The sequence below is a fragment of the Campylobacter concisus genome, assembly GCF_002914195.1.
Lineage (GTDB): Bacteria > Campylobacterota > Campylobacteria > Campylobacterales > Campylobacteraceae > Campylobacter_A > Campylobacter_A concisus_M.
This window is the reverse complement of record NZ_PPAU01000108.1, coordinates 170,131-191,593: the sequence shown is the minus strand read 5'-3', so window position 1 is coordinate 191,593 and position 21,463 is coordinate 170,131. Positions and strand designations below refer to the sequence as shown.

The 21,463-nt window shown below is 37.9% G+C and carries 22 protein-coding genes; 19 read left to right on the top strand and 3 right to left on the bottom strand.

Annotated features, from left to right (window positions below):
* The first annotated feature begins 5 nt into the window (after nucleotides 1–5).
* From CYP28_RS06985 to CYP28_RS06950, 8 genes are read left to right on the top strand one after another with little or no spacing between them, the layout of a single operon-like run.
* Nucleotides 6–1,145: a type IV pilus twitching motility protein PilT gene (locus CYP28_RS06985; protein WP_103593640.1), complete on the top strand. Its 1,140-nt coding sequence runs from the start codon at nucleotides 6–8 to the stop codon at nucleotides 1,143–1,145.
* Nucleotides 1,145–1,756 carry a CvpA family protein gene (locus CYP28_RS06980; protein ID WP_087586131.1) on the top strand — a complete coding sequence of 204 codons (612 nt, stop codon included), beginning with the start codon at nucleotides 1,145–1,147 and terminating at the stop codon, nucleotides 1,754–1,756. The genes CYP28_RS06985 and CYP28_RS06980 overlap by 1 nt, the downstream gene beginning before the upstream one ends.
* A gap of 1 nt (nucleotide 1,757) precedes the next feature.
* Nucleotides 1,758–2,225, top strand: coding sequence for a Fur family transcriptional regulator (locus tag CYP28_RS06975; protein WP_021091630.1), 468 nt, complete (start codon nucleotides 1,758–1,760; stop codon nucleotides 2,223–2,225).
* 4 nt (nucleotides 2,226–2,229) lie between these two features.
* Complete coding sequence (gene lysS / locus CYP28_RS06970; RefSeq protein ID WP_258032499.1) at nucleotides 2,230–3,738, top strand: lysine--tRNA ligase; 1,509 nt, start codon at nucleotides 2,230–2,232, stop codon at nucleotides 3,736–3,738.
* Entirely contained in the window at nucleotides 3,735–4,979 is a 1,245-nt protein-coding gene (locus CYP28_RS06965) for a serine hydroxymethyltransferase (RefSeq protein ID WP_103593638.1), read from the top strand. Before lysS ends, CYP28_RS06965 begins: the two co-directional genes overlap by 4 nt.
* Entirely contained in the window at nucleotides 4,979–5,521 is a 543-nt protein-coding gene (locus CYP28_RS06960; protein ID WP_103588541.1) for a DUF1882 domain-containing protein, read from the top strand. The genes CYP28_RS06965 and CYP28_RS06960 overlap by 1 nt, the downstream gene beginning before the upstream one ends.
* A gap of 13 nt (nucleotides 5,522–5,534) precedes the next feature.
* Entirely contained in the window at nucleotides 5,535–6,380 is an 846-nt protein-coding gene (locus tag CYP28_RS06955; protein ID WP_103593637.1) for an SPOR domain-containing protein, read from the top strand.
* On the top strand, nucleotides 6,377–7,165 hold the full coding sequence (locus tag CYP28_RS06950) for a shikimate dehydrogenase (RefSeq protein WP_103593636.1): 789 nt from the start codon (nucleotides 6,377–6,379) through the stop codon (nucleotides 7,163–7,165). Before CYP28_RS06955 ends, CYP28_RS06950 begins: the two co-directional genes overlap by 4 nt.
* Nucleotides 7,166–7,286: 121 nt before the next feature.
* Here the strand turns inward: CYP28_RS06950 and CYP28_RS06945 are convergent, their stop codons facing one another.
* On the bottom strand, nucleotides 7,287–8,342 hold the full coding sequence (locus CYP28_RS06945) for a TRAP transporter substrate-binding protein (protein WP_021091622.1): 1,056 nt from the start codon (nucleotides 8,340–8,342) through the stop codon (nucleotides 7,287–7,289).
* 90 nt (nucleotides 8,343–8,432) lie between these two features.
* Between CYP28_RS06945 and pyk the strand changes: the two genes are divergently transcribed.
* Nucleotides 8,433–9,884, top strand: coding sequence for a pyruvate kinase (gene pyk, locus CYP28_RS06940; protein ID WP_103593635.1), 1,452 nt, complete (start codon nucleotides 8,433–8,435; stop codon nucleotides 9,882–9,884).
* A 407-nt stretch (nucleotides 9,885–10,291) separates the two neighbouring features.
* On the opposite strand, the gene dnaJ is transcribed toward pyk, so the two are convergent.
* Nucleotides 10,292–11,434, bottom strand: a complete 1,143-nt coding sequence (gene dnaJ, locus CYP28_RS06935; RefSeq protein ID WP_103593634.1) for a molecular chaperone DnaJ — start codon at nucleotides 11,432–11,434, stop codon at nucleotides 10,292–10,294.
* A gap of 122 nt (nucleotides 11,435–11,556) precedes the next feature.
* Here dnaJ and CYP28_RS06930 point away from each other — a divergent pair, with 122 nt between their 5' ends.
* The 10 genes from CYP28_RS06930 (at nucleotide 11,557) to CYP28_RS06885 (ending at nucleotide 19,953) form a co-directional block, all read left to right on the top strand.
* Complete coding sequence (locus CYP28_RS06930) at nucleotides 11,557–12,228, top strand: response regulator transcription factor (RefSeq protein WP_021091583.1); 672 nt, start codon at nucleotides 11,557–11,559, stop codon at nucleotides 12,226–12,228.
* Nucleotides 12,225–13,481, top strand: coding sequence for an ArsS family sensor histidine kinase (locus CYP28_RS06925; protein ID WP_103593633.1), 1,257 nt, complete (start codon nucleotides 12,225–12,227; stop codon nucleotides 13,479–13,481). The genes CYP28_RS06930 and CYP28_RS06925 overlap by 4 nt, the downstream gene beginning before the upstream one ends.
* Nucleotides 13,478–14,050 carry a recombination mediator RecR gene (gene recR / locus CYP28_RS06920; RefSeq protein WP_021084943.1) on the top strand — a complete coding sequence of 191 codons (573 nt, stop codon included), beginning with the start codon at nucleotides 13,478–13,480 and terminating at the stop codon, nucleotides 14,048–14,050. Before CYP28_RS06925 ends, recR begins: the two co-directional genes overlap by 4 nt.
* 85 nt (nucleotides 14,051–14,135) lie before the next feature.
* The gene (trpD, locus tag CYP28_RS06915) at nucleotides 14,136–15,752 is read left to right on the top strand and encodes an anthranilate phosphoribosyltransferase (protein ID WP_103593632.1); all 1,617 of its coding nucleotides are present in this window, start codon (nucleotides 14,136–14,138) and stop codon (nucleotides 15,750–15,752) included.
* Nucleotides 15,739–16,350 (top strand): phosphoribosylanthranilate isomerase, encoded by a 612-nt coding sequence (locus tag CYP28_RS06910; protein ID WP_103593631.1) that lies wholly within the window; start codon nucleotides 15,739–15,741, stop codon nucleotides 16,348–16,350. The genes trpD and CYP28_RS06910 overlap by 14 nt, the downstream gene beginning before the upstream one ends.
* Nucleotides 16,343–17,524: a tryptophan synthase subunit beta gene (gene trpB / locus CYP28_RS06905; protein ID WP_103593630.1), complete on the top strand. Its 1,182-nt coding sequence runs from the start codon at nucleotides 16,343–16,345 to the stop codon at nucleotides 17,522–17,524. Before CYP28_RS06910 ends, trpB begins: the two co-directional genes overlap by 8 nt.
* Complete coding sequence (trpA, locus tag CYP28_RS06900; RefSeq protein WP_103593629.1) at nucleotides 17,517–18,266, top strand: tryptophan synthase subunit alpha; 750 nt, start codon at nucleotides 17,517–17,519, stop codon at nucleotides 18,264–18,266. The genes trpB and trpA overlap by 8 nt, the downstream gene beginning before the upstream one ends.
* A 78-nt stretch (nucleotides 18,267–18,344) precedes the next feature.
* A complete protein-coding gene (locus CYP28_RS06895) occupies nucleotides 18,345–18,764 on the top strand; it encodes a chemotaxis protein CheX (protein ID WP_084041241.1) in 420 nt (139 codons plus the stop codon).
* A complete protein-coding gene (gene fliN / locus CYP28_RS06890) occupies nucleotides 18,761–19,078 on the top strand; it encodes a flagellar motor switch protein FliN (RefSeq protein ID WP_021091807.1) in 318 nt (105 codons plus the stop codon). The genes CYP28_RS06895 and fliN overlap by 4 nt, the downstream gene beginning before the upstream one ends.
* Complete coding sequence (locus CYP28_RS06885; protein ID WP_103593628.1) at nucleotides 19,075–19,953, top strand: excinuclease ABC subunit A; 879 nt, start codon at nucleotides 19,075–19,077, stop codon at nucleotides 19,951–19,953. Before fliN ends, CYP28_RS06885 begins: the two co-directional genes overlap by 4 nt.
* Nucleotides 19,954–20,014: 61 nt before the next feature.
* On the opposite strand, the gene CYP28_RS06880 is transcribed toward CYP28_RS06885, so the two are convergent.
* A complete protein-coding gene (locus CYP28_RS06880; protein ID WP_103593627.1) occupies nucleotides 20,015–21,463 on the bottom strand; it encodes a Ppx/GppA phosphatase family protein in 1,449 nt (482 codons plus the stop codon).

The following is a 21,463-nucleotide window of genomic DNA, read 5'->3' as shown; positions in this document are numbered from 1 at the left end:
AAAATATGGATCTAATCGAACAGCTTCAGGCAAAGAATTTAAGTGTAAAAATACCAGAAGATAATAGCCTTAATAATCTTGCTGGCGATATAAAAACACTTTTAAAAACTGTTGTGAGTGATAAGGCAAGCGATCTTCACCTTGTTTCAAGATCCGAGCCGCAAATAAGAGTAGATGGTGCTTTAAAACCTATTGATTTTGGCGTATTAAGTGGCAAGGATATAGAGAATTTATGTTTTTCTTTGATTACTGATGAACAAAAAAGTGAACTTGAGAATAATAAAGAGCTTGACTTTGCGATCGAGCTTCCAGATATTGGCCGCTTTCGTGGCAACTATTACTATACCATGAATGGCGATTTAGCTGCTGCTTTTCGTATAATCCCAATCAATATCCCATCTCTTGATGAGCTAAATACTCCACAAATTTTTAAGCATATTATTAAGCGTGAAAAAGGTCTTATTTTGGTTACTGGACCGACAGGAAGTGGTAAATCAACAACTCTTGCAGCCATGCTTAATGAGATAAATTTAAATTATAGAAAGCATATTATTACAATTGAGGATCCAGTCGAGTTTGTGCATAACAATAAAAAAGCTCTATTTTCTCATAGAAATATCGGCACCGACGCAACTTCTTACTCAAGGGCTCTAAAATCTGCGGTTCGTGAAGATCCAGATATCATACTTGTGGGTGAGATGAGAGATAGAGAAACGATTTCAACGGCTATTACGGCGGCTGAGACTGGACACTTAGTCTTTGGTACGCTTCACACAAATTCAGCCATTCAAACTATAAATAGGATAGTTGATAGTTTCGATGGAAGTGAGCAATTACAAGTAAGAAATATGCTTAGCGTTTCGCTGACTGCTGTCGTTTCACAAAGCCTGATCCCAAAGATAGGCGGTGGAAGGTGCGCGGTGCATGAAATTTTAATAAACAATATGGCTATCTCAAACTTGATACGTGAAAATAAAATACATCAAATTTACTCTCAGATGCAGCTAAATCAACAACAAACTGGCATGAGTACGCAAACTCAGGCTTTGATGAAAGTACTAAAAGAGGGTAAGATTACAAAAGAAAATGCGCTAGCTTATTCAACTAGTCAGCAAGAACTTCAAAATTTAATAGGAACTATATAATGGATTTAGTAACATGGTTTGATATTATTATTATTGCTCTTGTCTTGATGCTTGGCATAAAAGGCATATTAAATGGACTTATCAAAGAAGCTTTCGGACTTATCGGACTTATCGGAGGCTTAATTATAGCCAGCAGGTTTTCGGATCTATCTGGTGAGTTTATAACTAAAAATATATATAAATTTGAAAATCCTTCATTTTTACAGTTTGTCGCATTTATCTCTCTTTGGCTAGTTTTTTGGATAGTTTGCTTGCTAGTTGGTAAATTTTTATCAAAAATAGTTTCAGTAAGCGGACTTGGTTTTTTGGATAGACTTGGTGGATTTGTTATGGGAAGTGGAAAAATTTTCTTAACATTTTCGGCAGTAGTTGCTGTAATATCTGGCACTTCGCTAAATAATATAATTGCTCCTTATTTTGCGAACAGTAAAGTTTATCCGGTTTTGATAGAAACTGGCAAATGGATAACAAATCTTGATGTAAAAAATATCAAAAGTGAGTTAGATGAGATAGTGGCAAGACCAATGGATACAAATAAAACTGATGCATTTATCTCAATGGATACAAATGCTAGTGTAAATACCGACTCTAATATCACAAAAGGGGAATAAAATGATAGAAAATTTAGAATATGATGCGTTGCTTGAGAAATTCAAAAGAGTGCTTCGCGACAATGGTTTGAAATATACGAAACAGCGTGAAATTTTACTAAAAACGCTATACAACAATGGCGAGCACTTTACTCCAGAAAGACTTTATCTTTTTATAAAAGAAACGCACCCTGAGCTAAATATTGGTATCGCAACTGTTTATAGAACACTAAATCTACTTGAAGAATCAGAGATGGTGACATCAATCAGCTTTGGTTCACAAGGTAAAAAATTTGAGCTTGCCACAAAGCCACATCATGACCATATGATATGCAGAAAGTGCGGTCTTATCATAGAATTTGAAGATCCAATGATAGAAAAAAGACAAATCAGTATCGCAAAAGATCATGGTTTTAAACTAACTGGTCATATGATGCAGCTTTATGGAATTTGTGAAAAATGCTCAAAAAATAATATAAAGGGAAAGTAAGGTGATATTTGACAATCAACATGAGATTCAACGACTACAAAGCATAGACGAACTAAGAAATTTAGGTATTAATCCATATCCGCATTTTCTTAGAAGAGATATGAATATCTCTAAATTTAGACTAAAATTTAACTACATTAATGATACAGAAGAGAAAAAGGCCGAAGGTCAGCTAGTAGGTCTTGCGGGTAGAATAAAACTCATTCGTGATGCTGGAAAAGCGGTTTTTGCAAATATTGAAGATGAAGATGGAAATTTACAAATTTACTTTAGTAATAAAACGCTTGATCCAGAGTGGTTTAAAATCGTTAAAAAATACGTAGAGATAGGCGATATCGTCTATGTTAGAGGTTATGCTTTTATAACAAGAACTGGTGAATTTTCTATGCATGTAAGCGAGCTTAGCCTTGCTTCAAAGTCGATAAGCCCACTTCCTGAGAAGTATCATGGTCTAGTTGATGTTGAGACAAGATATCGCCAAAGATACCTTGATATGATAATGAACCCTGAAGTTAGAGCTGATTTTAAAAGACGCTCAGTGATTATAAGTACGATTAGAAGATTTTTTGAAGAAAAGGGCTTTTTAGAAGTTGAAACACCGATGCTGCACCCAATAGCAGGTGGCGCAAACGCCAAGCCATTTATCACTTTTCACAATGCCCTTGGAGTCGAGAGATACCTAAGGATCGCGCCGGAATTATACCTCAAACGCCTTATAGTAGGTGGCTTTGAAGCCGTTTATGAGATGAATAGAAATTTTAGAAACGAAGGAATGGACCTTACTCATAATCCTGAGTTTACAAGTATAGAGTTTTACTGGGCATACCATAACTATCACGATTTAATGGGCATTACAGAGGAACTTTTTAATGTCATTTTAGACAAGCTAGATATGGAAAAAGTTGTAAATTTTGATGGCATGGAAATTGATTTTAGTAAGCCATTTAAGCGAATAAGCTACAAAAAAGCTCTCGTTGAGATCGGTGGACTAGATGAGAATGTCATAAATGACAAAGATAAAATTTTAGCAAAACTAAGAGCTGATGGCCTTGAAGCAAATGAGAAGCTTGATCTTGGCCACTTGCAGGCTGAGCTATTTGATAACTATGTAGAGAGCAAGCTTATACACCCAACATTTGTTATTGATTATCCGATTTCGATCAGTCCACTTTCAAGAAGAAGTGACGCAAACCCTGATGTGGCTGAGAGATTTGAGTTATTTATCGCTGGTCGCGAGCTAGCAAATGGCTTTAATGAGCTAAATGACCCAATCGATCAATACAACCGCTTTAAAGCTCAAATCGATGCTAAAAATGCAGGTGATGACGAAGCTCACGAGATGGATGAGGACTATGTAAAAGCCCTAGGATACGGCATGCCACCAGTTGCAGGTGAGGGTATAGGCATAGATAGGCTTGTTATGCTTTTAACAGATAAAAAATCAATTCGCGATGTTGTGCTCTTCCCAGCGATGAGGCCACTTAAAAATGAGATAAAGGAGAATGAAAAATGAGTTTGCAAAGCTATGATAAGGACATTTACGATCTAGTAAATTTAGAGTTAAAACGCCAATGTGATCACCTTGAGATGATCGCTAGTGAAAATTTTACATATCCAGAAGTTATGGAAGTAATGGGCTCAATCCTAACAAACAAATACGCTGAAGGCTATCCTGGCAAGAGATATTATGGTGGCTGCGAATTTGTCGATGAGATCGAGCAAATAGCGATCGATAGATGTAAAGAGCTTTTTAGATGTGAATTTGCAAACGTTCAACCAAACTCAGGCTCTCAGGCAAATCAAGGTGTTTATGGCGCTTTACTTAATCCAGGCGATAAAATTTTAGGCATGGATCTAAGCCATGGTGGACACTTAACGCACGGCGCAAAGGTCAGTAGCTCTGGCAAGATGTATGAGAGCTTTTTCTATGGCGTTGAGCTTGATGGCCGCATAAACTACGATAGAGTCATGGATATCGCAAAGATAGTAAAACCAAAAATGATCGTTTGCGGCGCAAGCGCATACACAAGAGAGATCGAGTTTAAAAAATTTCGTGAGATAGCTGATGCTGTTGGGGCGATACTCTTTGCAGATGTTGCTCACATTGCTGGTCTTGTTGTTGCTGGTGAGCATCAAAGTCCTTTCCCATACTGCGATGTCGTAAGCTCAACTACGCATAAAACCCTAAGAGGCCCAAGAGGCGGTATCATTATGACAAACAACGAAGAGTATGCTAAGAAGATAAATGCCTCTATTTTTCCAGGCATTCAGGGCGGACCACTAGTTCATGTTATCGCAGCAAAGGCAGTTGGTTTTAAGCACAACCTTAGCCCTGAGTGGAAAATTTATGCTAAACAAGTAAAAGCAAATGCTAAAAAATTAGGCGAAGTACTAATAAAAAGAGGTTTTGACCTAGTGAGTGGTGGTACCGATAACCACCTAATTTTAATGAGCTTTTTAAACCGCGAATTTAGCGGTAAAGACGCTGATATCGCTCTTGGAAATGCTGGAATAACGGTAAATAAAAATACGGTTCCAGGTGAGACAAGAAGCCCATTTATCACAAGTGGTATACGTGTTGGTAGTCCTGCGCTTACGGCTCGTGGCATGAAAGAGGCTGAGTTTGAGCTAATAGCAAACAAAATAGCTGACGTGCTAAGCGACATAAGCAACACATCTTTGCAAGAGAAGACAAAAGCTGAGCTAGTTGAACTTGCTCATAAATTTATAATCTATGATAAAGCGACATTTTGATGCAAAGTATTGATACGGCACTTATAAAGATTATTACAACTCACTACTATATCAAGCGTGATACGATCGTTAATAAAATAGAATACAGAGGTAAAATTTTCTTTGATAAATTTGAAAAAATCAACGAGCCACTAACTTATAGTGTCATGAAAGAGCATGAAGAGGGCAAGGCTGTTATTGCACACTCTTTAATAAATGCGAATGATAAAGTTGAAAATATAGTCTTTGACTATAACGGCAGAACCCCAGATAGATTTTGGCATAAAGCACAGCTTCTTTTAAGAGAAGAAGGATTTATAAATTTTACAGCCTACGAGAGTAAGACGCCAGGACATCTGCATCTTTATGTGCATAAAGGTCACACTACGCTAAATGAGGCTTGTCAGCTGGCAAACGTGCTCAACGCAAAGCTTTCACAGAAGCTACCTAAAGAGTGGAGGATGTTTCCAAATATCGATATGCCAAAAGAATTTAACATACTAACTTTACCTTATAAACTCTATCAAAAAGAGCGCGGGGCAAGTTGGTCAAAATATATGTAATTAAGGATAAAAAGTGGAAAATGATGAGTTAAAAGATATTCTTTTAGAAAGAGACGATGACGCAAGAGGATTGAAGCTAAAAAAGCTTCTGATATTTATTGCAGCTCTTATTATACTTTTTTTGATCATTGTAGTGGCTATGAAGCTAGTAAATTCAAGCGATCCTTCACAAGCGCAAAATGAAGCTGATTCAAGACTAGTGCTTCCTCCAGTACCAGCTGAGCAGCCAGTAGATAGACAAGCTCCGATAGCTGATACAAATTCAGACAATAAAAAAGGCGATACACAGCTTTTTGAGCAAGTACCGATCGTGCCTGAAAATAAGCAACAAGATGAATTTGAAGATATGATCAAAAAGCTAAAAGATAAAGAAAACAATAAGCCTGTTTCTAAAACTGAAGAGCCAAAAGAGATAGTTAAGCCTATTGAAAAGCCTGCTGAAATACCAGCTAAAAAAGCTGAGGCAAAGGTAGATGCTCCAGTTAAAAAAGTCGAAAAAGTAGCAGCTACTGATAAAAAGAGTGAGGCAAAACCAGCCAAAACTGAAAATAAAATAGATAAAAAGATTGAAAAAAAGGTTGAAACCAAAGTAGAAAAAACGGATAAAAAAGCTGAGGTAGCTAAAACTGAACCTGCTACAAAAGGCTCTTATGTTCAAGTATTTGTGACTAGTAAATTTAATCCAAATGCTGAATATATGAAAAAGATCGCTGCTAAGGGATATAGCTACAAGACTATAAAAGCTGGCGAGTTGACTAAAATTTTAGTTGGTCCATTTGATGAAAAAACGCTTCAAAAAGTAGTAGGCGATATTAGAAAAGATATCAATAAAGACGCTTTTATCTTTAGAGCAAAATGAAAACATTCGCAGTCTTTGGAGATCCAATAGCTCACTCGGTATCTCCGAGGCTGCACAATAAAGCCATTGTAGACCTGGGCTTAAAAGCACTTTACACAAGAGTTTTGCTAAAAGATGGCAGCGAATTAATCAATAAATTTAAATCCTTAAAATTAAACGGTGCAAACGTAACTCTTCCACATAAAGAGTGGGCTTTAAATTTAGCCGATGAAGCTTCAGATATAGCTCGTAAAATAGGCTCTGCGAATACGCTTGTGCTTAAAAATGACAAAATTTATGCATACAACACAGATGCGCCCGGGTTTTTAAAGGCAATAAAAAATTTTAAAGATGTAAAAAACGCAATTGTTCTTGGAGCAGGTGGGACTGCAAATGCCATAACTTATGCATTAAAAGAACAAGGCGTTGATGTTTGCATACTAAATAGAAGCAAAGATAGGCTTAAGAAATTTAAAGATGAGTACAAATGTTTTAGCTGGGATAACTACGAAGAGCAAAAATTTGATTTAGTTGTTAACTCGACCTCTGCTGGTTTAAAGGATGATTTTTTACCGGCACCTAAAGAAATTTTAAAAAGCATTTTTAAAGATGCTAAATTCGCATTTGATGTGATTTATGGCAAGCAAACACCATTTTTAGAAATGGCCAAGCAAGATAATCTTAGCGTAAAAGATGGCACCGATATGCTTTTATATCAAGCGGTCTTAGCACTAAATTTATTTTTTAACAATACACTCGATGAGTCAAAGATAGAGCGCTCAATGAGAGAAATTTTCTATCTATAATAGCCACCAATATTTATTTTTGTAAAAATTTATAGCTTGTATAAAAACGTTTTGATTAAAATTTTTATTGAAAGTAACTGGAGTAAATATAAAAAGCAGGGAAGATCCCTGCTAAATTTTACTATTCATTTGTTTTGATATAAGCGTAGTCTGAAATTTTAGTCCATTCTCTTGCTTTTTTAAGGAAAGCTCTTTGAGACTCAACGATCTCTTTAAATAATGGATCTTTAGCACTCTCTTCATCAAGAAGCTCATTTGTGGCTTTTTTAAGAGCTGCAATTACTTCTGGTGGGAAAGATTTTACTTGGATGTCTGGATACTCGCTCTTCATTTTATCCCAGTACTCGACATTTGAATAAAATACTTTTGTATTTGCATCTCTTGCTACTTCTGCTGCAGCTGCTTCAAAGATCGCTTTTAGGTCATCTGGAAGTTTTTCGTATGATTTTTTATTAAAGAAAAACTGAGTCTCACCGTTTGGCTCTTGCCAGCCTGTGTAGTAGTATTTTGCCACTTTGTGAAAGCCAAGTGCCATATCATAAGCTGGGCTAACCCATTCGACTGAGTCGATCGTTCCCATCTCAAGAGCCATATAAAGCTCACCAGTTGGGATAGTATTGATGTTAGCGCCAAGTTTAGCGTAAATTTCACCACCAAAGCCCGGAATTCTTATCTTTAAACCTTTGATATCATCTAGTGATTTTATCTCTTTTTTAAACCAGCCACCCATTTGCATACCGGTATTTCCAGCTCTAAAAATTTTGATATTGTATGGATCGTAAACTTTTGCCTCAAGCTCCTTACCACCGCCAAATTCATACCAAGCTGTTTGCTCGTCAGTATTCATCATAAATGGAGTTGCTGTAAAAAATATAGTTTTAGCATCTTTGCCTTTATAATAATAGCTACTTGTGTAGGTAATGTCGTATTGACCGCTTTTAGCAAAATCAAGCATTGCAAAAGGTGATTTATGCTTTGATGGATAATCAATCCTTAGCTCAAGTCTGCCATTACTCATCTTTTCAACTTTATCCTTTAGCTCTTTTGGCACATCACCAAGCACTGGCATAGTGCTCTCCCATGAGCTAGCAAGCTTTAGCTTATAAACTTTATCATCTCCCATAGCAACGCAAGCAACAGCTGCTAAACCAAGAGACGCTAATAAAAATTTATTCATATCTTCTCCTTTGAAATTTTGCCTATTATACAAAAAATTACATTATTAAAATGTGTTATAATCGCAAAAATCAAATTTATGGGGCATAAAATGATAAAAAAGACAAAAATCGTAGCTACTTTGGGGCCAGCAAGTGATAATGAAGAGACAATGGAAGCGATGGTAAAAGCAGGTGTTAATGTCTTTCGTTTAAATTTTAGCCATGGGACACACGAATACCATAAATCAAACATTGACAAGATAAGAAATATCGAAAAAAGGCTAAATAAAAGAATAGGAATTTTACAAGATATCTGCGGCCCAAAGATCAGAGTTGGCAAGCTTAGTGAGCCATTTTATCTAAAGGCCGGCGATGAACTTAGTATCCATGCTGATGAGATCATCGGTGAAAAAGTGGGAAAAGGAATTTATAAAGTAAGCCTAAACCAGCCTCAAATTTTGCCTATGCTAAAGGTTGGCGAGTATGTCTATCTCTATGATGGCTCTATAAGAGCAAAGGTTGTCAGCGAAGGTAAAGAAATAGTAAAAACTATCATTGAGAATGATGGAATTTTAAACTCAAACAAAGGCGTAAATTTCCCAAATACAGCTCTTGGCATCGAGATCATCACGCCAAAAGATAAAGAAGATATGAAATTTGGCGCAAAGCATGGCGTAAATTTTGTCGCCATTAGCTTCGTGCAAGATGCAAATGACGTAATAAAGGCAAAAAATATCTTAAAAGAATTTGGCTCAAGAGCTGCTGTTTTATCTAAGATCGAGAAATTTGATGCGGTTGAAAATATAGACGACATCATTGCAAAGAGTGATGGTATCATGGTAGCTCGTGGCGATCTTGGTATCGAGGTGCCATTTTATAAGGTCCCAACTATCCAAAAGCTCATCATTAAAAAAGCAAATGCAGCTAGTAAGCCAGTCATCACAGCAACTCAGATGATGCTAAGTATGGCAGAGCATGAGACTGCCACAAGGGCTGAGATCAGTGACGTGGCAAATGCCGTGTTAGACGGTACTGATGCTGTTATGCTAAGCGAGGAAAGTGCGATCGGTAAAAACCCAGTCGCGGTCGTAGAGGCTATGAGTAAAACGATCATCCAAACTCAAAGCATCTATCCATATAATAAATTTGATGAGTTTGACTTTTTTGACGAGACTGATATGGTAGCAAGTAGTGCCGCATCTCTTGCTGTTCGAATAAAAGCAGATGCATTAATCTCAATCACTGGCTCAGGAAAATCGGCTATAAAATTAGCTAGAAACCGCACAAATATCGACATCATAGCAGTCGCTCACGATGAGCAAACAGCGCACATGCTTACTCTTGCTTGGGGTGTTACGCCAGCGCTTGTACTAGAAAAAACAAAGCTTAGCTCACTTTTGGCAAATGTCATGAAAAAGGCGTATGAAGAGGGATATGTTGAACACGACAAGACCTATCTTGTCACTGCCGGTCACCCTACGGGCGTTGAGGGTAGCACAAACCTTATACGTATCATCAGACGCGATCAGCTTGATTATTATTTGGAGCTTGCAACTGAGTAAATTTATACTCTCTTGCAAATTTTAAAATTTTGCTTGCTCGTAAGAATTGACTGCTAAGATTTGCCTGACACTTGCTCGATAGCAAAACGCATGCACCTTGAACGTGTCAGAGTAGAGGGATTATTAAGGGAGAATGGAATTCTTTTTCTTTGCTGGCTCGCAACTGCAAGCAGACCGTAATTTAAGCTCCCTTCTCTCTTAATAAAAGAACAAAAAATATATGTTGTTTTATTTTTGTAAATTTTAAAATCTTATCTCACTCGCCTTAGCAGACTACTAAATTTGGAGCCAAAATTCTCCGTTCATAAAATTTTAAAATTTGTGTGAAATTTACTTGTAAAAATTAGGATATATAAAATTTATTTTGAAAGAATTTGTGACGTAAAATTTAACGTCACAAATCAATTTTATTTTTTCTTTTTCTTCTTTGGCTCATCGCCTTTAAACCAGCTTTTTATCTTATCAAAGACGCTTTCATCGGTATTTGATTTGCCTGATTCTATGCCAAAGCTAGCTTGAAGCTTATTTAAAAGCTCTTTTTGCTCATCGCTTAGTTTTTCAGGCGTTTGAATAGAAATTTGCGCTACGAGCCTACCTTTTTTGCGCGAATTTACGCTTTTGATACCTTCATTTTCAAAGATAAATTGCTGCTTATCCTTTGCTCCAACAGGTAGTTTTAGCTCAGTTTCTCCTCGAAGCGTTGGAATTTTTATACTTTCGCCAAGTATAGCTTGCGTGAAAAAGACAGGAATTTCTAAATAAACATCGTCGTTGTGGCGAATAAAATGCTTGTCTTCTTTTACGTTTATGCTTACATAAAGATCGCCTTGAACGCCGTTTGTACCGATATTGCCTTTGCCAGCTACTCTCATTCTCATGCCGCTATCAACACCTTCAGGGATGGTAATCTTTGCAGTTTGTTGCTGGATTTTATAAGCTTTTGCGTTACAATCGGGGCATGGTTCGCTTATTACTTCACCGCTTCCGTGGCAATATGGACACTCTTGGACGATATTCATAAAGCCATTTCCACGTGTTATCCTGCCACTTCCGCCACAGTGCTGGCAAGTCTTGCTCTTGCCATCTTTACTGCCAGTTGCATTGCATGTTGGGCAAGGTACTTTTTGATCAAATTTTATCTCTTTTTCGCAACCAAAAATAGCTTCGTTAAACTCCAAATTTATAGGAATTTCAAGATCGGCTGAGTATTTTTCAGAGTATCTTTTTCTCTGCCTAGAACTACTTGCAAAACCGCCACCAAAAAATGAGTCAAAAATATCCGAAAGATCAAAATCGGTACTAAATCCGCCACCGCTACCAAATCGACCCTCAAGGCCTTCTTTGCCGTATCTGTCGTAGATAGAGCGTTTTTGCTCGTCACTTAAAACTTGATAAGCTTCATTTATTTGTTTAAATTTTAGTTCAGCCTCTTTGTCGCCAGAATTTCTATCTGGGTGATATTTTAAAGCAAGCCTTCTAAAGGCTTTTTTGATCTCATCTCCGCTTGCATTTCTTGAAATTTCAAGGATTTCGTAATAGTCAAATTCCACATTTTTCCTTGTTAATTAAGCTTATTTTAAATATGGGATTTTACCCAAAAAAGTTTAAATTTAAAAAAGAATTTACATTTTTGCCGTATAATCTCTACTATTTTTAATAAAAAGGATAATTCATGGTTAATGTTTTAATGATAGAAGACGATCCAGAATTTGCACAAATTTTATCTGAATATCTTGATAGTTTTAATATAAAAGTTACGAATTTTGAAGACCCTTATTTAGGGCTTAGTGCTGGGATAAAAAACTATGATTTGCTAATACTTGATCTTACTTTACCGGGTATTGATGGGCTTGAGGTTTGTAAAGAAATTCGCCAAAAATACGACATTCCTATTATTATAAGTTCAGCTAGAAGCGATATTAGTGACAAGGTTGTTGGACTTCAGCTTGGTGCTGATGATTATTTGCCAAAACCATACGATCCAAAAGAGATGTATGCTCGTATCACAAGTCTTATAAGAAGATACAAAAAGACAAATGAAGTACAAGAAGAGGTCGTTGATAGCGCATTTAGGATCGATGATAAACGTCACGAGATTTACTTTAATAATGAGCCGTTAGCTCTTACTCCAGCTGAGTATGAAATTTTAACTTATCTCATTAAGCAACACAGCTTTTCAGTATCACGCGAACAGCTAGTTTATAACTGCAAAAGCCTAAAAGATAAAGATTCAAAGAGCTTAGATGTTATTATCGGACGCCTTAGATCAAAAATCGGTGATAGCTCAAAAGCCCCAAAACATATATTTTCAGTAAGAGGCATAGGATATAAGCTTATCGGATGAAATATTCCATAACTACGAAGATAACTATTATCTTTGCCATAGCTTTCTCGCTGATGTGCTTGCTCTTTGTAACCTTTGCAAACATTCAGCAAGAGAGCGCTTTAGAAAAACTAAAGGATAGACAAATAAGTGCGATGAACTATCTTGTCGCACTCTATGAACGTGGAAATCCCCCAAGAGATTTAGAACATTATTTTAAAAATTTTTACTTAGAGTATGTTGGAAATAAAAATTTAGCCACTTCGATAGCTACAAACGGGACTGTTGTTTTTACACAGCATACGCCTCTTGGAGTGGTACAATCGGTTAATTATAAAGGTGATTTGTATTTGCTTATTAAAAATCCGTCTTTTCAGCTGCTTCTTGAAAGTAATGATGCAAGACACGTAAATGATCCGCTTTGGGTCGCATTTTTGATAGTTTCAGCCCTTCTCATCTCACTTTATGTTTCTGTTCTTAGAAGTCTTTCGCCACTTAGAAGGCTTAGTAAAGACATCAGAAAATTTGCCAGCGGAAATATGGAAATGGCGATGACAGCTAGGCCAAATGAAAACGAGCAAGACGAGATCGGGCAAGTTGCGGTTGAGTTTGATAATGCCGTTTGCAAGATCAGAGAGCTCATCCGCTCAAGGCAGCTATTTTTGCGTGCGATCATGCATGAGTTAAAGACTCCGATTGGAAAGGGTAGGATCGTCTCTGAAATGGTCGCAAATGAGACCCAAAAGATGAGGCTCATAAACGTTTTCGAGCGCCTTGAGATGCTGATAAATGAATTTAGCAAAGTTGAACAGCTCCTTTCAAAAAGCTACGCACTAAACTACCAAGAGTGCCATTTTTCACTTATATTGGAGCAAGTGCAAGATATGCTAATGCTTGATAAATTTGAAGAGCGAGTGAGCTGCGATATCAGAGACGACGTGATATTGAGAGTGGATTTTCAGCTTTTTAGTTTGGCGATTAAAAATTTGATAGATAACGCCCTAAAATACGCAGAGGATAAAAAGGCTATTTTGATCTGCGATAGTGAATTTATTGCGGTTAAAAATTTAGGCAAAAAGCTAAATCATCCGATTGATTACTACAAACAAGCCTTTGTGCGTGGCGACAAGGTAAGTGCAGGAAGCGGTATGGGGCTTGGACTTTATATCATCGAGCAAATTTGTCAGATGCAAAAATTTGAGCTTGCCTACGACTACGAGGATGGCTATCATGTATTTAAAATTTTACTTAGATCAAAGGCGAAGCGAGCATGAAAAGAGGCTTAGAAAAATTTAACGAGCTAACCGAGTCTTTTGCTAAGCTGCCAGGTGTCGGTAAAAAATCAGCCGCAAGGTTTGCCTATTTTGTCTGCATGCAAGATAGCTTTGCAGGGCTAAGGCTCGCTCAAAATATCGAAGATGCGGTGAGATTTATCAAGCGCTGTGAGCGTTGTGGTGGGCTAAGCGAAAATGAAATTTGTGATATTTGTAGCGACGAGAGCAGGGACAGTGAGGTCATTTTGCTGGTTGAGAGCCCAAAAGACATCCTAGTCTTTGAGCAAAATGGCATCTACAACGGCCTTTACTTCGTACTTGACGAGATCGACGAGGATGCCATAGAGAGGCTGCGAAGTGCGATCACGCAAAATGGTTCAAAAGAGGTCGTTTTTGCCTTTACACCAGGGCTAAATTCAGACGCACTCATGCTTTATGTCGAGGATAAGCTTGGCATGAGTGAAATTTCATTTAGCAAGATCGCCCAGGGCGTGCCAACTGGTGTAAATTTAGAAAACGTCGATATGCTTTCACTTTTAAAAGCCTACGAGAGCCGCACAAAAGCCTAATTAAACTTTCTTTTAGTTATAATTTTGTCTAAATTTATAGAAATTTAGCCAAGGCTCAAATGCCGCTAAATTTAAAGGATATAGGTTGATTTTACTCATAGATAATTACGATAGTTTTGTTTTTAATGTTGAGCAATATGTAAAAGAGCTTACAGATGAAGAGGTTAGATGCGTTAGAAATGACAAGATCACGCTTGACGAGATCAAAAAACTAAACCCAAGCAAGATCATTTTAAGCCCAGGGCCGAAGCACCCAAAAGATAGCGGAGTTTGTTTAGAAATTCTAAAAGCCGACCTTGGCATGCCAGTGCTTGGAATTTGCCTTGGACACCAAGCCATAGGGCTTAGTTTTGGTGCGAAGATAAAAAGACTAGATAACCCATTACACGGTAAAACCTCGTTTATTGATGTGAAAAACAAAGAGCCACTTTTTGCTGGGCTACCTGAGCGCTTCGAGGTTATGCGCTACCACTCGCTTTATGTCGATGAGCTCCCAGCTGGACTAAGAGCTGATGCGGTGAGCGATGATGGCGTAGTTATGGCACTTAGCGTTAAAGATAAGCCGATCTTTGGTATCCAGTTTCACCCTGAGAGCTACTTTACGCAATACGGCAAAAAGATCGTTGAAAATTTTGTAAATTATAAAGCAAAAGATGAGGTAAAAGAGCCAAAGATTCGCTCGCTTAAGCCATATCTTATCAAGCTTCAAGATAGTATACCGCTTGATGATAGCGACTTTGAGCAAATTTGCGAGATAATAGCCAGTAAAGAGTACGAGATCGTGCAGCTTTCAGCCCTTTTGGTACTCATTAGCGAAAAGAGCCTCTATCCAAAAAGCCTTGCTGCGCTTGCAAAAAATATCCTAAAGTACTCGCAAACTTACCGCGATGACACGCCTATGATCGATCTTTGCGGCACTGGAGGCGATGGCTTTAAGACGATAAATATCTCAACTACAGTTGCATTTATCCTTGCAAGCCTTGGCATAAAGGTCGCAAAACACGGTAACAAGGCAGTTTCAAGTAAGTCAGGTAGCTCTGATGTGCTTGAAATTTTGGGCGTAAAAAGTGAAAAATCACTGGCAAAACAGCGTGAAAATTTAGCTAGTAAAAATTTAGCCTTTTTCCACGCACCATTTTTCCACCCACTAGTGGGCGAGGTGAGAGAAGTGCGCCAAAGACTTGGCATAAGAACCGTATTTAACGTGCTTGGGCCGCTTTTAAATCCAAATTTAAACCTTACAAACCAGCTAGTTGGCGTATATCACAAACCAGTGCTAAAACTCTACGCCCAGACGCTTAAGATCCTTGGCAGAAAGCACGCTTTGGTCGTCCGCGGCGATGACGGACTAGACGAGATCACGCTTTGTAGTGAAACGAGCGTTGTAGAGCTAAAAAATGGTGAAATTTTTGAGTACAGTATCACGCCAGAGCAGTTTGGCTTTAAAAGAGCGCTTCACAGCGACATCGAGGGCGGCACGTCAGAGGAAAACGCCAAAACATTGATCCGCACGCTAAAGGGCGAGGAGCAGGGGGTGAAATTTGACATCGTGGTCTTTAATGCGATGTTTGCGCTTTATGCAGCAGACGGCGCTAAGAGCCTAGATGAGGCCAAAAACATGGTGCTTGAAGCGATAAATTCTGGCAAGGCGTATAAATTTTATGAAGAGTTTATAAAGGCTGAGGCTAATGGCGCTAGTTAAAATTTGTGGCATCAAAACGCTAGATGAGGCGAGTGCGGTTTGTGCTTTGGATGTTGATTTTATCGGGTTAATATTTGCTAAAAGTAAAAGAAGGGTTGAGCTAAATTTAGCTAGGCAGATAGCGAAATTTGCTCACAGCAAGGGCAAAAAAGTAGTTGGCGTTTTTGCGGAGCAAAGTGATTGTGAGATAATTGAAATTTGCCAGTTTGCTGGTCTTGACGTGGCTCAGGTGCATGGAGTGGTGAGTGAAAATTTAGAGGCAAATTTAAAAGATATGGGGCTTGAGATTTGGCAGGTTTTTAGCGTGAAAGATAGCTTGCCAGAGGTTGATTTTAAGCATTTTGACATGGCGCTTTTTGACTGCAAGGGCGAAAATGCTGGCGGAAACGGCACTAGCTTTGAATGGGAAATTTTAAAAGAGGTCAAGTTTAAATTTGGCATGGCTGGGGGCATAGGCGAGTACAATATAAAAGAGGCGCTCAAATTTAAGCCATATCTAGTTGATATCAACTCAAAAGTCGAGGACGAAAACGGCATAAAAGATGCGCAAAAGATAGAGAGAATTTTAAAGATCATAGGTGAGGTAGAAGATGAATAGTAAGGCGTATTTTGGAAAATTTGGCGGGCAGTTCGTGCCTGAGACGGTGATGTTTGCCCTTGATGAGCTAGAAAATGCTTATGAGAGCATCGCAAAGACAAAAGAGTTTAAAGACGAGCTTGATGATCTTTTGAAAAACTACGTTGGCAGGCCTAGTCCGCTCTTTTTTGCAAAGCGCCTGAGCGAGCACTACAGACATGAAATTTACCTAAAAAGAGAGGATCTAAACCACACAGGTGCGCACAAGATAAATAATGCCCTAGCTCAAGCGCTGCTTGCTAAAAAAATGGGTAAGAAGAAAATTTTAGCTGAGACTGGAGCTGGTCAGCACGGCGTGGCAACAGCTACTGCAGCGGCACTTTTAGGCCTAGAGTGTGATGTGTATATGGGAGCTACAGACGTGGCTAGACAACAGCTAAATGCCTTTCGTATGCAGCTTCTTGGCGCAAAAGTGGTGAGCGTAGAAGATGGCTTAAAAACGCTAAAAGAGGCTACCACAGCGGCCATACAAGCGTGGGTAAATGAGATAGAGAGCGCATTTTACGTCATTGGCTCAGCTGTTGGCCCACACCCATATCCAAAGATCGTGCGTGACTTTCAAAGCGTGATCGGCACAGAGGCCAAAGCTCAGCTTGCAGACTACGGCAAAAAGGCCGACTATGTCATCGCTTGCGTTGGCGGCGGCAGTAATGCTATTGGCATTTTTAGTGCGTTTTTGGACGATAAGAGTGTAAATTTAGTAGGTATAGAAGCTGGCGGACTTGGCATAGATACCCCTTATCACGCTGCTACGCTTAGCAAAGGCAAAACCGGCATCATCCACGGCATGAAAACAACCGTCTTGCAAGATGAGTACGGCATGATCTCGCCAGTGCATAGCATCTCAGCGGGTCTTGACTACCCAGGTATCGGCCCAGAGCACGCCCACCTAAACGACATCAAAAGGGTAAGATACGAAGCTGTGACCGACGATGAGTGCATAAATGCCTTGTATTTTCTAAGTAAGATGGAGGGCATCATCCCAGCCATCGAGAGCGCGCATGCGGTGGCGTATCTGGAGAAACTTTGCCCAAAACTTGATAAAAAAAGCGTCATCGTCGTAAATATCTCAGGCAGGGGCGATAAGGATATAAACACAGTCATCGGCTACGAAAAAGGAAAAATTTATGGATAAGGTTAGAAGCGCATTTAACGGCAAAAAGGCAAACATAGGCTACATCGTGGCTGGTTATCCAAGCTTAGAAAAAACTAAGGAATTTTTAGAAAATTTAGATGAGAGCACGCTTGATCTGCTTGAGATCGGCATCCCATACTCTGACCCGCTGGCTGATGGCAAGCTCATCGCGCAAGCTAGCTTTGAGACAGCTCAAAGTGGCGTAAATACCGACGTTGTCTTTGACATGCTTGAAGGCTGCAAGGCAAAAGTGACAAAGCCACTTGTTTTTTTGGTTTATTACAACATCATCTTTGCTTATGGCGTTGATAAATTTCTAAAAAGATCACGTGAAGCTGGAGTTAGCGGCTTTATCGTGCCAGATCTGCCTTGTGAGGAGTGTGAGGAATTTGCTCTAAAATGTAAAAAGCTAAATTTATGCCTTGTGCCACTTATAAGTGTCACGTCTGGGAGCAGGGCGGATGGAATTTTAAAATTTGGCTCAGGGTTTATCTACGCTCTTGGTGCGATCGGCGTTAGCGGTTCAAAAAGGGCTGATGAAGATAGGATAAAAAATTTGGTCCTAGAGCTTAAGAAAAAGAGCGATCTGCCAGTAGCTGTGGGCTTTGGTATAAAAAACAAAGACGACGTTAATGAAGTAAAAAAATATGCTGACGGAGCGATAATAGGCACGCAAATAGTTAAGCTTTGTGCCGAATTTAGCGGTGAAAAGCTAGTAAAAGAGATAGATAAACTCTTTTAAAATGCTTAATAAATTTATAGCTAATTTAGTAAAGCCAAAGTATAATTGAAAATGCATTTCAAGTCTTAAGGAAGAGATATGAGAAAAGTTATAGATGAAGCTACAAGCTATCTTTGCAAGGATACTTTAGGGCTAGATTTAGAGTTTGGCAAGAGTCTAGGCAAAGGATTTTACGGAGCTAGCATACCAGTCTATAAGGGAAAGAGCGAGTATCATTTTTACCTATTTTTTAAAAAAGATACTTTGAAAATTTTCATGAATGCCTTTTTTGGTCACGAAGATGTTGATGGTGGTGATCTGGATGATCTTTGCAAAGAGATAGCTAATCAAATCATTGGCAAGGCTAAAAATCTGCTAAATGAAAAAGAGCCAAATGCTTATAAGCTTGGAACGCCTGAATTTTTAGGCGAAGTTGAAAATTTTGGTATCAAGCTAAAAGAGAAATTTGTATATAAAATAAAAAATAGAACATTTCAAATAGGCTACGATATACAATGAACGATGAGAGTGCGATAGAGACGCTAGAGCAGCTAGGGCTTTTTAAGAGCTATGATGAGCTTATGGATATAAGTGTTGATTTTATAGCTGAGCTAGGAACTACCACGGTTAGCATAAATGAACTTTTGAAATTTGAAGCTGGCTCGGTCATAGACCTCGAAAAGCCAGCTGGTGAGAGTGTGGAGTTATATATAAATAATAGAATTTTTGGAAAAGGCGAAGTAATGGTTTATGAGAAAAATTTAGCCATCAGGATAAATGAAATTTTGGATTCAAAGTCAGTTATTCAGTACTTCAAAAAAGAACTTTTATGAAATTTATACTATTTTTCTTACTTTTTGCAACTCAAATTTTAGCTTCAAACCTATTAACTTACAATATCTATGAACGTGCCGATAGAGTCGATATTATGCTTAGCTTTGATGCACCTTATGAAGGAAATATCTTTCAAAAGCGCGAAAAAGATACAACGTCTTTGATATTAAATTCGCTAAATTACGATCAAAGTGCTAGCAAAGACATAAACTCAAAGATTATTCAAGAGCTTGAGATAGAGCCAAAGCAAAACTCACTTGTCTTAAATTTACGCTCAAATGATGCTATTATCGTAAATGCTTCAAAGACGACTGATAGTTTTGGACTCCGCATTCGTGTAACTCTAAAAAATGCAAAACCTCAAATACAAAATATGCCTCAAGCTAGTGCAAAAATAGAGACCCCTAGTACTCCAAAGGCAGATGAAGAGCCTATGTTAAATATAGACTCAAGGTATTTTATAGTTTTAAGTGTGCTTATTGCGCTTCTTGTATTTTTATATGTATTTAAAAGATATATTACGTCAAAGAGTAATGATTTTAGCGGATTTAAAGCACCTAGAAATCAGTCTCAAAATGATACAAAATCAATGAACTGGCTACTTAAAAATCAAAATAGTAACGTCAATATAATATATGAAAAGTATCTTGATCGCACGAATAAGCTAATGCTATTAAGCTATGAAAATAGGCGTTATTTGGTGATAGTTGGTAGCTCAAATGTAATGCTTGATAGCTTTGGTGAAGACAGGATACAAAATGAGCAGGATTTTGCTATATTTTTTGAAGAGAACAAGAAAAAGCTAAGCTCATTTTTAGAAGAGCGAAAAAATAGTTTAAGTAACTATAAAGATAAAATGAGCGGAGAATTTTAGTAGTTTTAGCTAAAATTCTTATCCAATTTAAATTTTTATGCGTTAAAGCTAGTTTTAAAATTTATACAAACGAAATAGCAAAAATTTCAGGTTTTGTGATCTTTTTTATCTCTTCTTTTGCCATAGCAAATTCTTTTGCACCTTCTATTTTTAGCGTGTGTCCACTAAATTCGAAGTTTAAATTTAGCCTTTTACAGGTTAGATCAAGTGCCTTTGCTAGTGAGAGTATAAAACTTAGCCATCTTATACACTCGGCTTTTGGAAGTAAATTTTTATATCGCTCAAATTCATAGATATTTTTCTTTCCGTTTGTGCCAATTACTACTGCAATCAATGCTTTTTGTTCATGTGAAAAGCCATAATTTAAGGCATTTAGGACTATATAGGCTGAGTTTTTATGATCACCATAAAAGCCAATCTCTTGACCTACATTGTGAAGTTTTGCAGCAACTAAAAGCACTTCAAGATAGTTATCGCTTAGGCCGTGAAGCTTTTTTAATACCATAAATATATCTTTTGCATATCTTGTGACTGATTTATTGCATGATAATATAAAACGATCTTGCAAACTTTTGATACTTGGATTAAAATTTTGTGGAAATTTAAGGCTAGGGCGTAAAAAATCTTTCAAGAACACTCCCTCTCTTACGCCAACCCCACTTGTTATAATATTTTTGGCATTCAGAGCTTTGGCGAGGGCCAAAAAGATATGTGCACCCTCTCTAATGGTGTCGTATCTGTCTTTTTTAATAGGAAATTTATTTAGCTCAAGCACGCTAATATTTGCAATGCTCTCGATGTAGGCTTGCTCGTCGCTAAGCTTGTAGCAAAAGCCATGAAGCGAAGAGAGCGGATATGAATTTTTACTCATTATGGCAGATGATATCGCTCTAAGAGAGCCACCAATAGCGATTATATTTTGGCATTTAAATCGCTCATCTATCTGTTTTGTAACTTGTTCTAAAAATTTTGGCAATTTATTTAAGTTTTTCTTATCAAAAAAAAGCTCTTTTAACCTAACTGTGCCAATGTCAAGTGAGAGCGTATCTATTATTTTGCCTTTGCTTATTCTGGCAAGTTCAGTTGATCCGCCACCGATATCGATAGTAACGCATTCATCGATGTTATGGAGTAAATTTTTGGCTGCGATCGCACCAAAAGTAGCCTCTTCTTTGCCGTCTATGACTTTTAAATTTATGCCAAGTTTTTTTCTTAAAAGAGAGATCAAAACATTTGCGTTTGGAGCGTCCCTAAGCGCTGAAGTACCAACACATAAGACTTTATTGCATTTGTAGCTTTTTATAATATTTGAAAATTCGCTAAAAGCCTTTAGCGCTTTTTCCATTGAGCTTTCGGATATTTCATTGTTTGAGCCATATCCACCTTCACCTAGGCGAACCTTTGTTTTATATTCAGCTAGTATAAAAAACGCTAAGCGTGACGTTCTCTCAAATATCGCCATTCGCATAGAATTTGAGCCAAGGTCGATTACTGCGGTTCTCTTTGCCAT

Coding starts and splice junctions, on each gene's coding strand:
- CYP28_RS06925 (WP_103593633.1), top strand. CDS start 12,225: ATGAAATATTCCATAACTACGAAGATAACTATTATCTTTGCCATAGCT.
- CYP28_RS06910 (WP_103593631.1), top strand. CDS start 15,739: ATGGCGCTAGTTAAAATTTGTGGCATCAAAACGCTAGATGAGGCGAGT.
- trpB (WP_103593630.1), top strand. CDS start 16,343: ATGAATAGTAAGGCGTATTTTGGAAAATTTGGCGGGCAGTTCGTGCCT.
- trpA (WP_103593629.1), top strand. CDS start 17,517: ATGGATAAGGTTAGAAGCGCATTTAACGGCAAAAAGGCAAACATAGGC.
- CYP28_RS06945 (WP_021091622.1), bottom strand. CDS start 8,342: ATGAATAAATTTTTATTAGCGTCTCTTGGTTTAGCAGCTGTTGCTTGC.
- CYP28_RS06975 (WP_021091630.1), top strand. CDS start 1,758: ATGATAGAAAATTTAGAATATGATGCGTTGCTTGAGAAATTCAAAAGA.
- CYP28_RS06880 (WP_103593627.1), bottom strand. CDS start 21,463: ATGGCAAAGAGAACCGCAGTAATCGACCTTGGCTCAAATTCTATGCGA.
- CYP28_RS06980 (WP_087586131.1), top strand. CDS start 1,145: ATGGATTTAGTAACATGGTTTGATATTATTATTATTGCTCTTGTCTTG.
- CYP28_RS06950 (WP_103593636.1), top strand. CDS start 6,377: ATGAAAACATTCGCAGTCTTTGGAGATCCAATAGCTCACTCGGTATCT.
- pyk (WP_103593635.1), top strand. CDS start 8,433: ATGATAAAAAAGACAAAAATCGTAGCTACTTTGGGGCCAGCAAGTGAT.
- CYP28_RS06930 (WP_021091583.1), top strand. CDS start 11,557: ATGGTTAATGTTTTAATGATAGAAGACGATCCAGAATTTGCACAAATT.
- CYP28_RS06895 (WP_084041241.1), top strand. CDS start 18,345: ATGAGAAAAGTTATAGATGAAGCTACAAGCTATCTTTGCAAGGATACT.
- CYP28_RS06985 (WP_103593640.1), top strand. CDS start 6: ATGGATCTAATCGAACAGCTTCAGGCAAAGAATTTAAGTGTAAAAATA.
- CYP28_RS06960 (WP_103588541.1), top strand. CDS start 4,979: ATGCAAAGTATTGATACGGCACTTATAAAGATTATTACAACTCACTAC.
- CYP28_RS06965 (WP_103593638.1), top strand. CDS start 3,735: ATGAGTTTGCAAAGCTATGATAAGGACATTTACGATCTAGTAAATTTA.
- recR (WP_021084943.1), top strand. CDS start 13,478: ATGAAAAGAGGCTTAGAAAAATTTAACGAGCTAACCGAGTCTTTTGCT.
- fliN (WP_021091807.1), top strand. CDS start 18,761: ATGAACGATGAGAGTGCGATAGAGACGCTAGAGCAGCTAGGGCTTTTT.
- CYP28_RS06885 (WP_103593628.1), top strand. CDS start 19,075: ATGAAATTTATACTATTTTTCTTACTTTTTGCAACTCAAATTTTAGCT.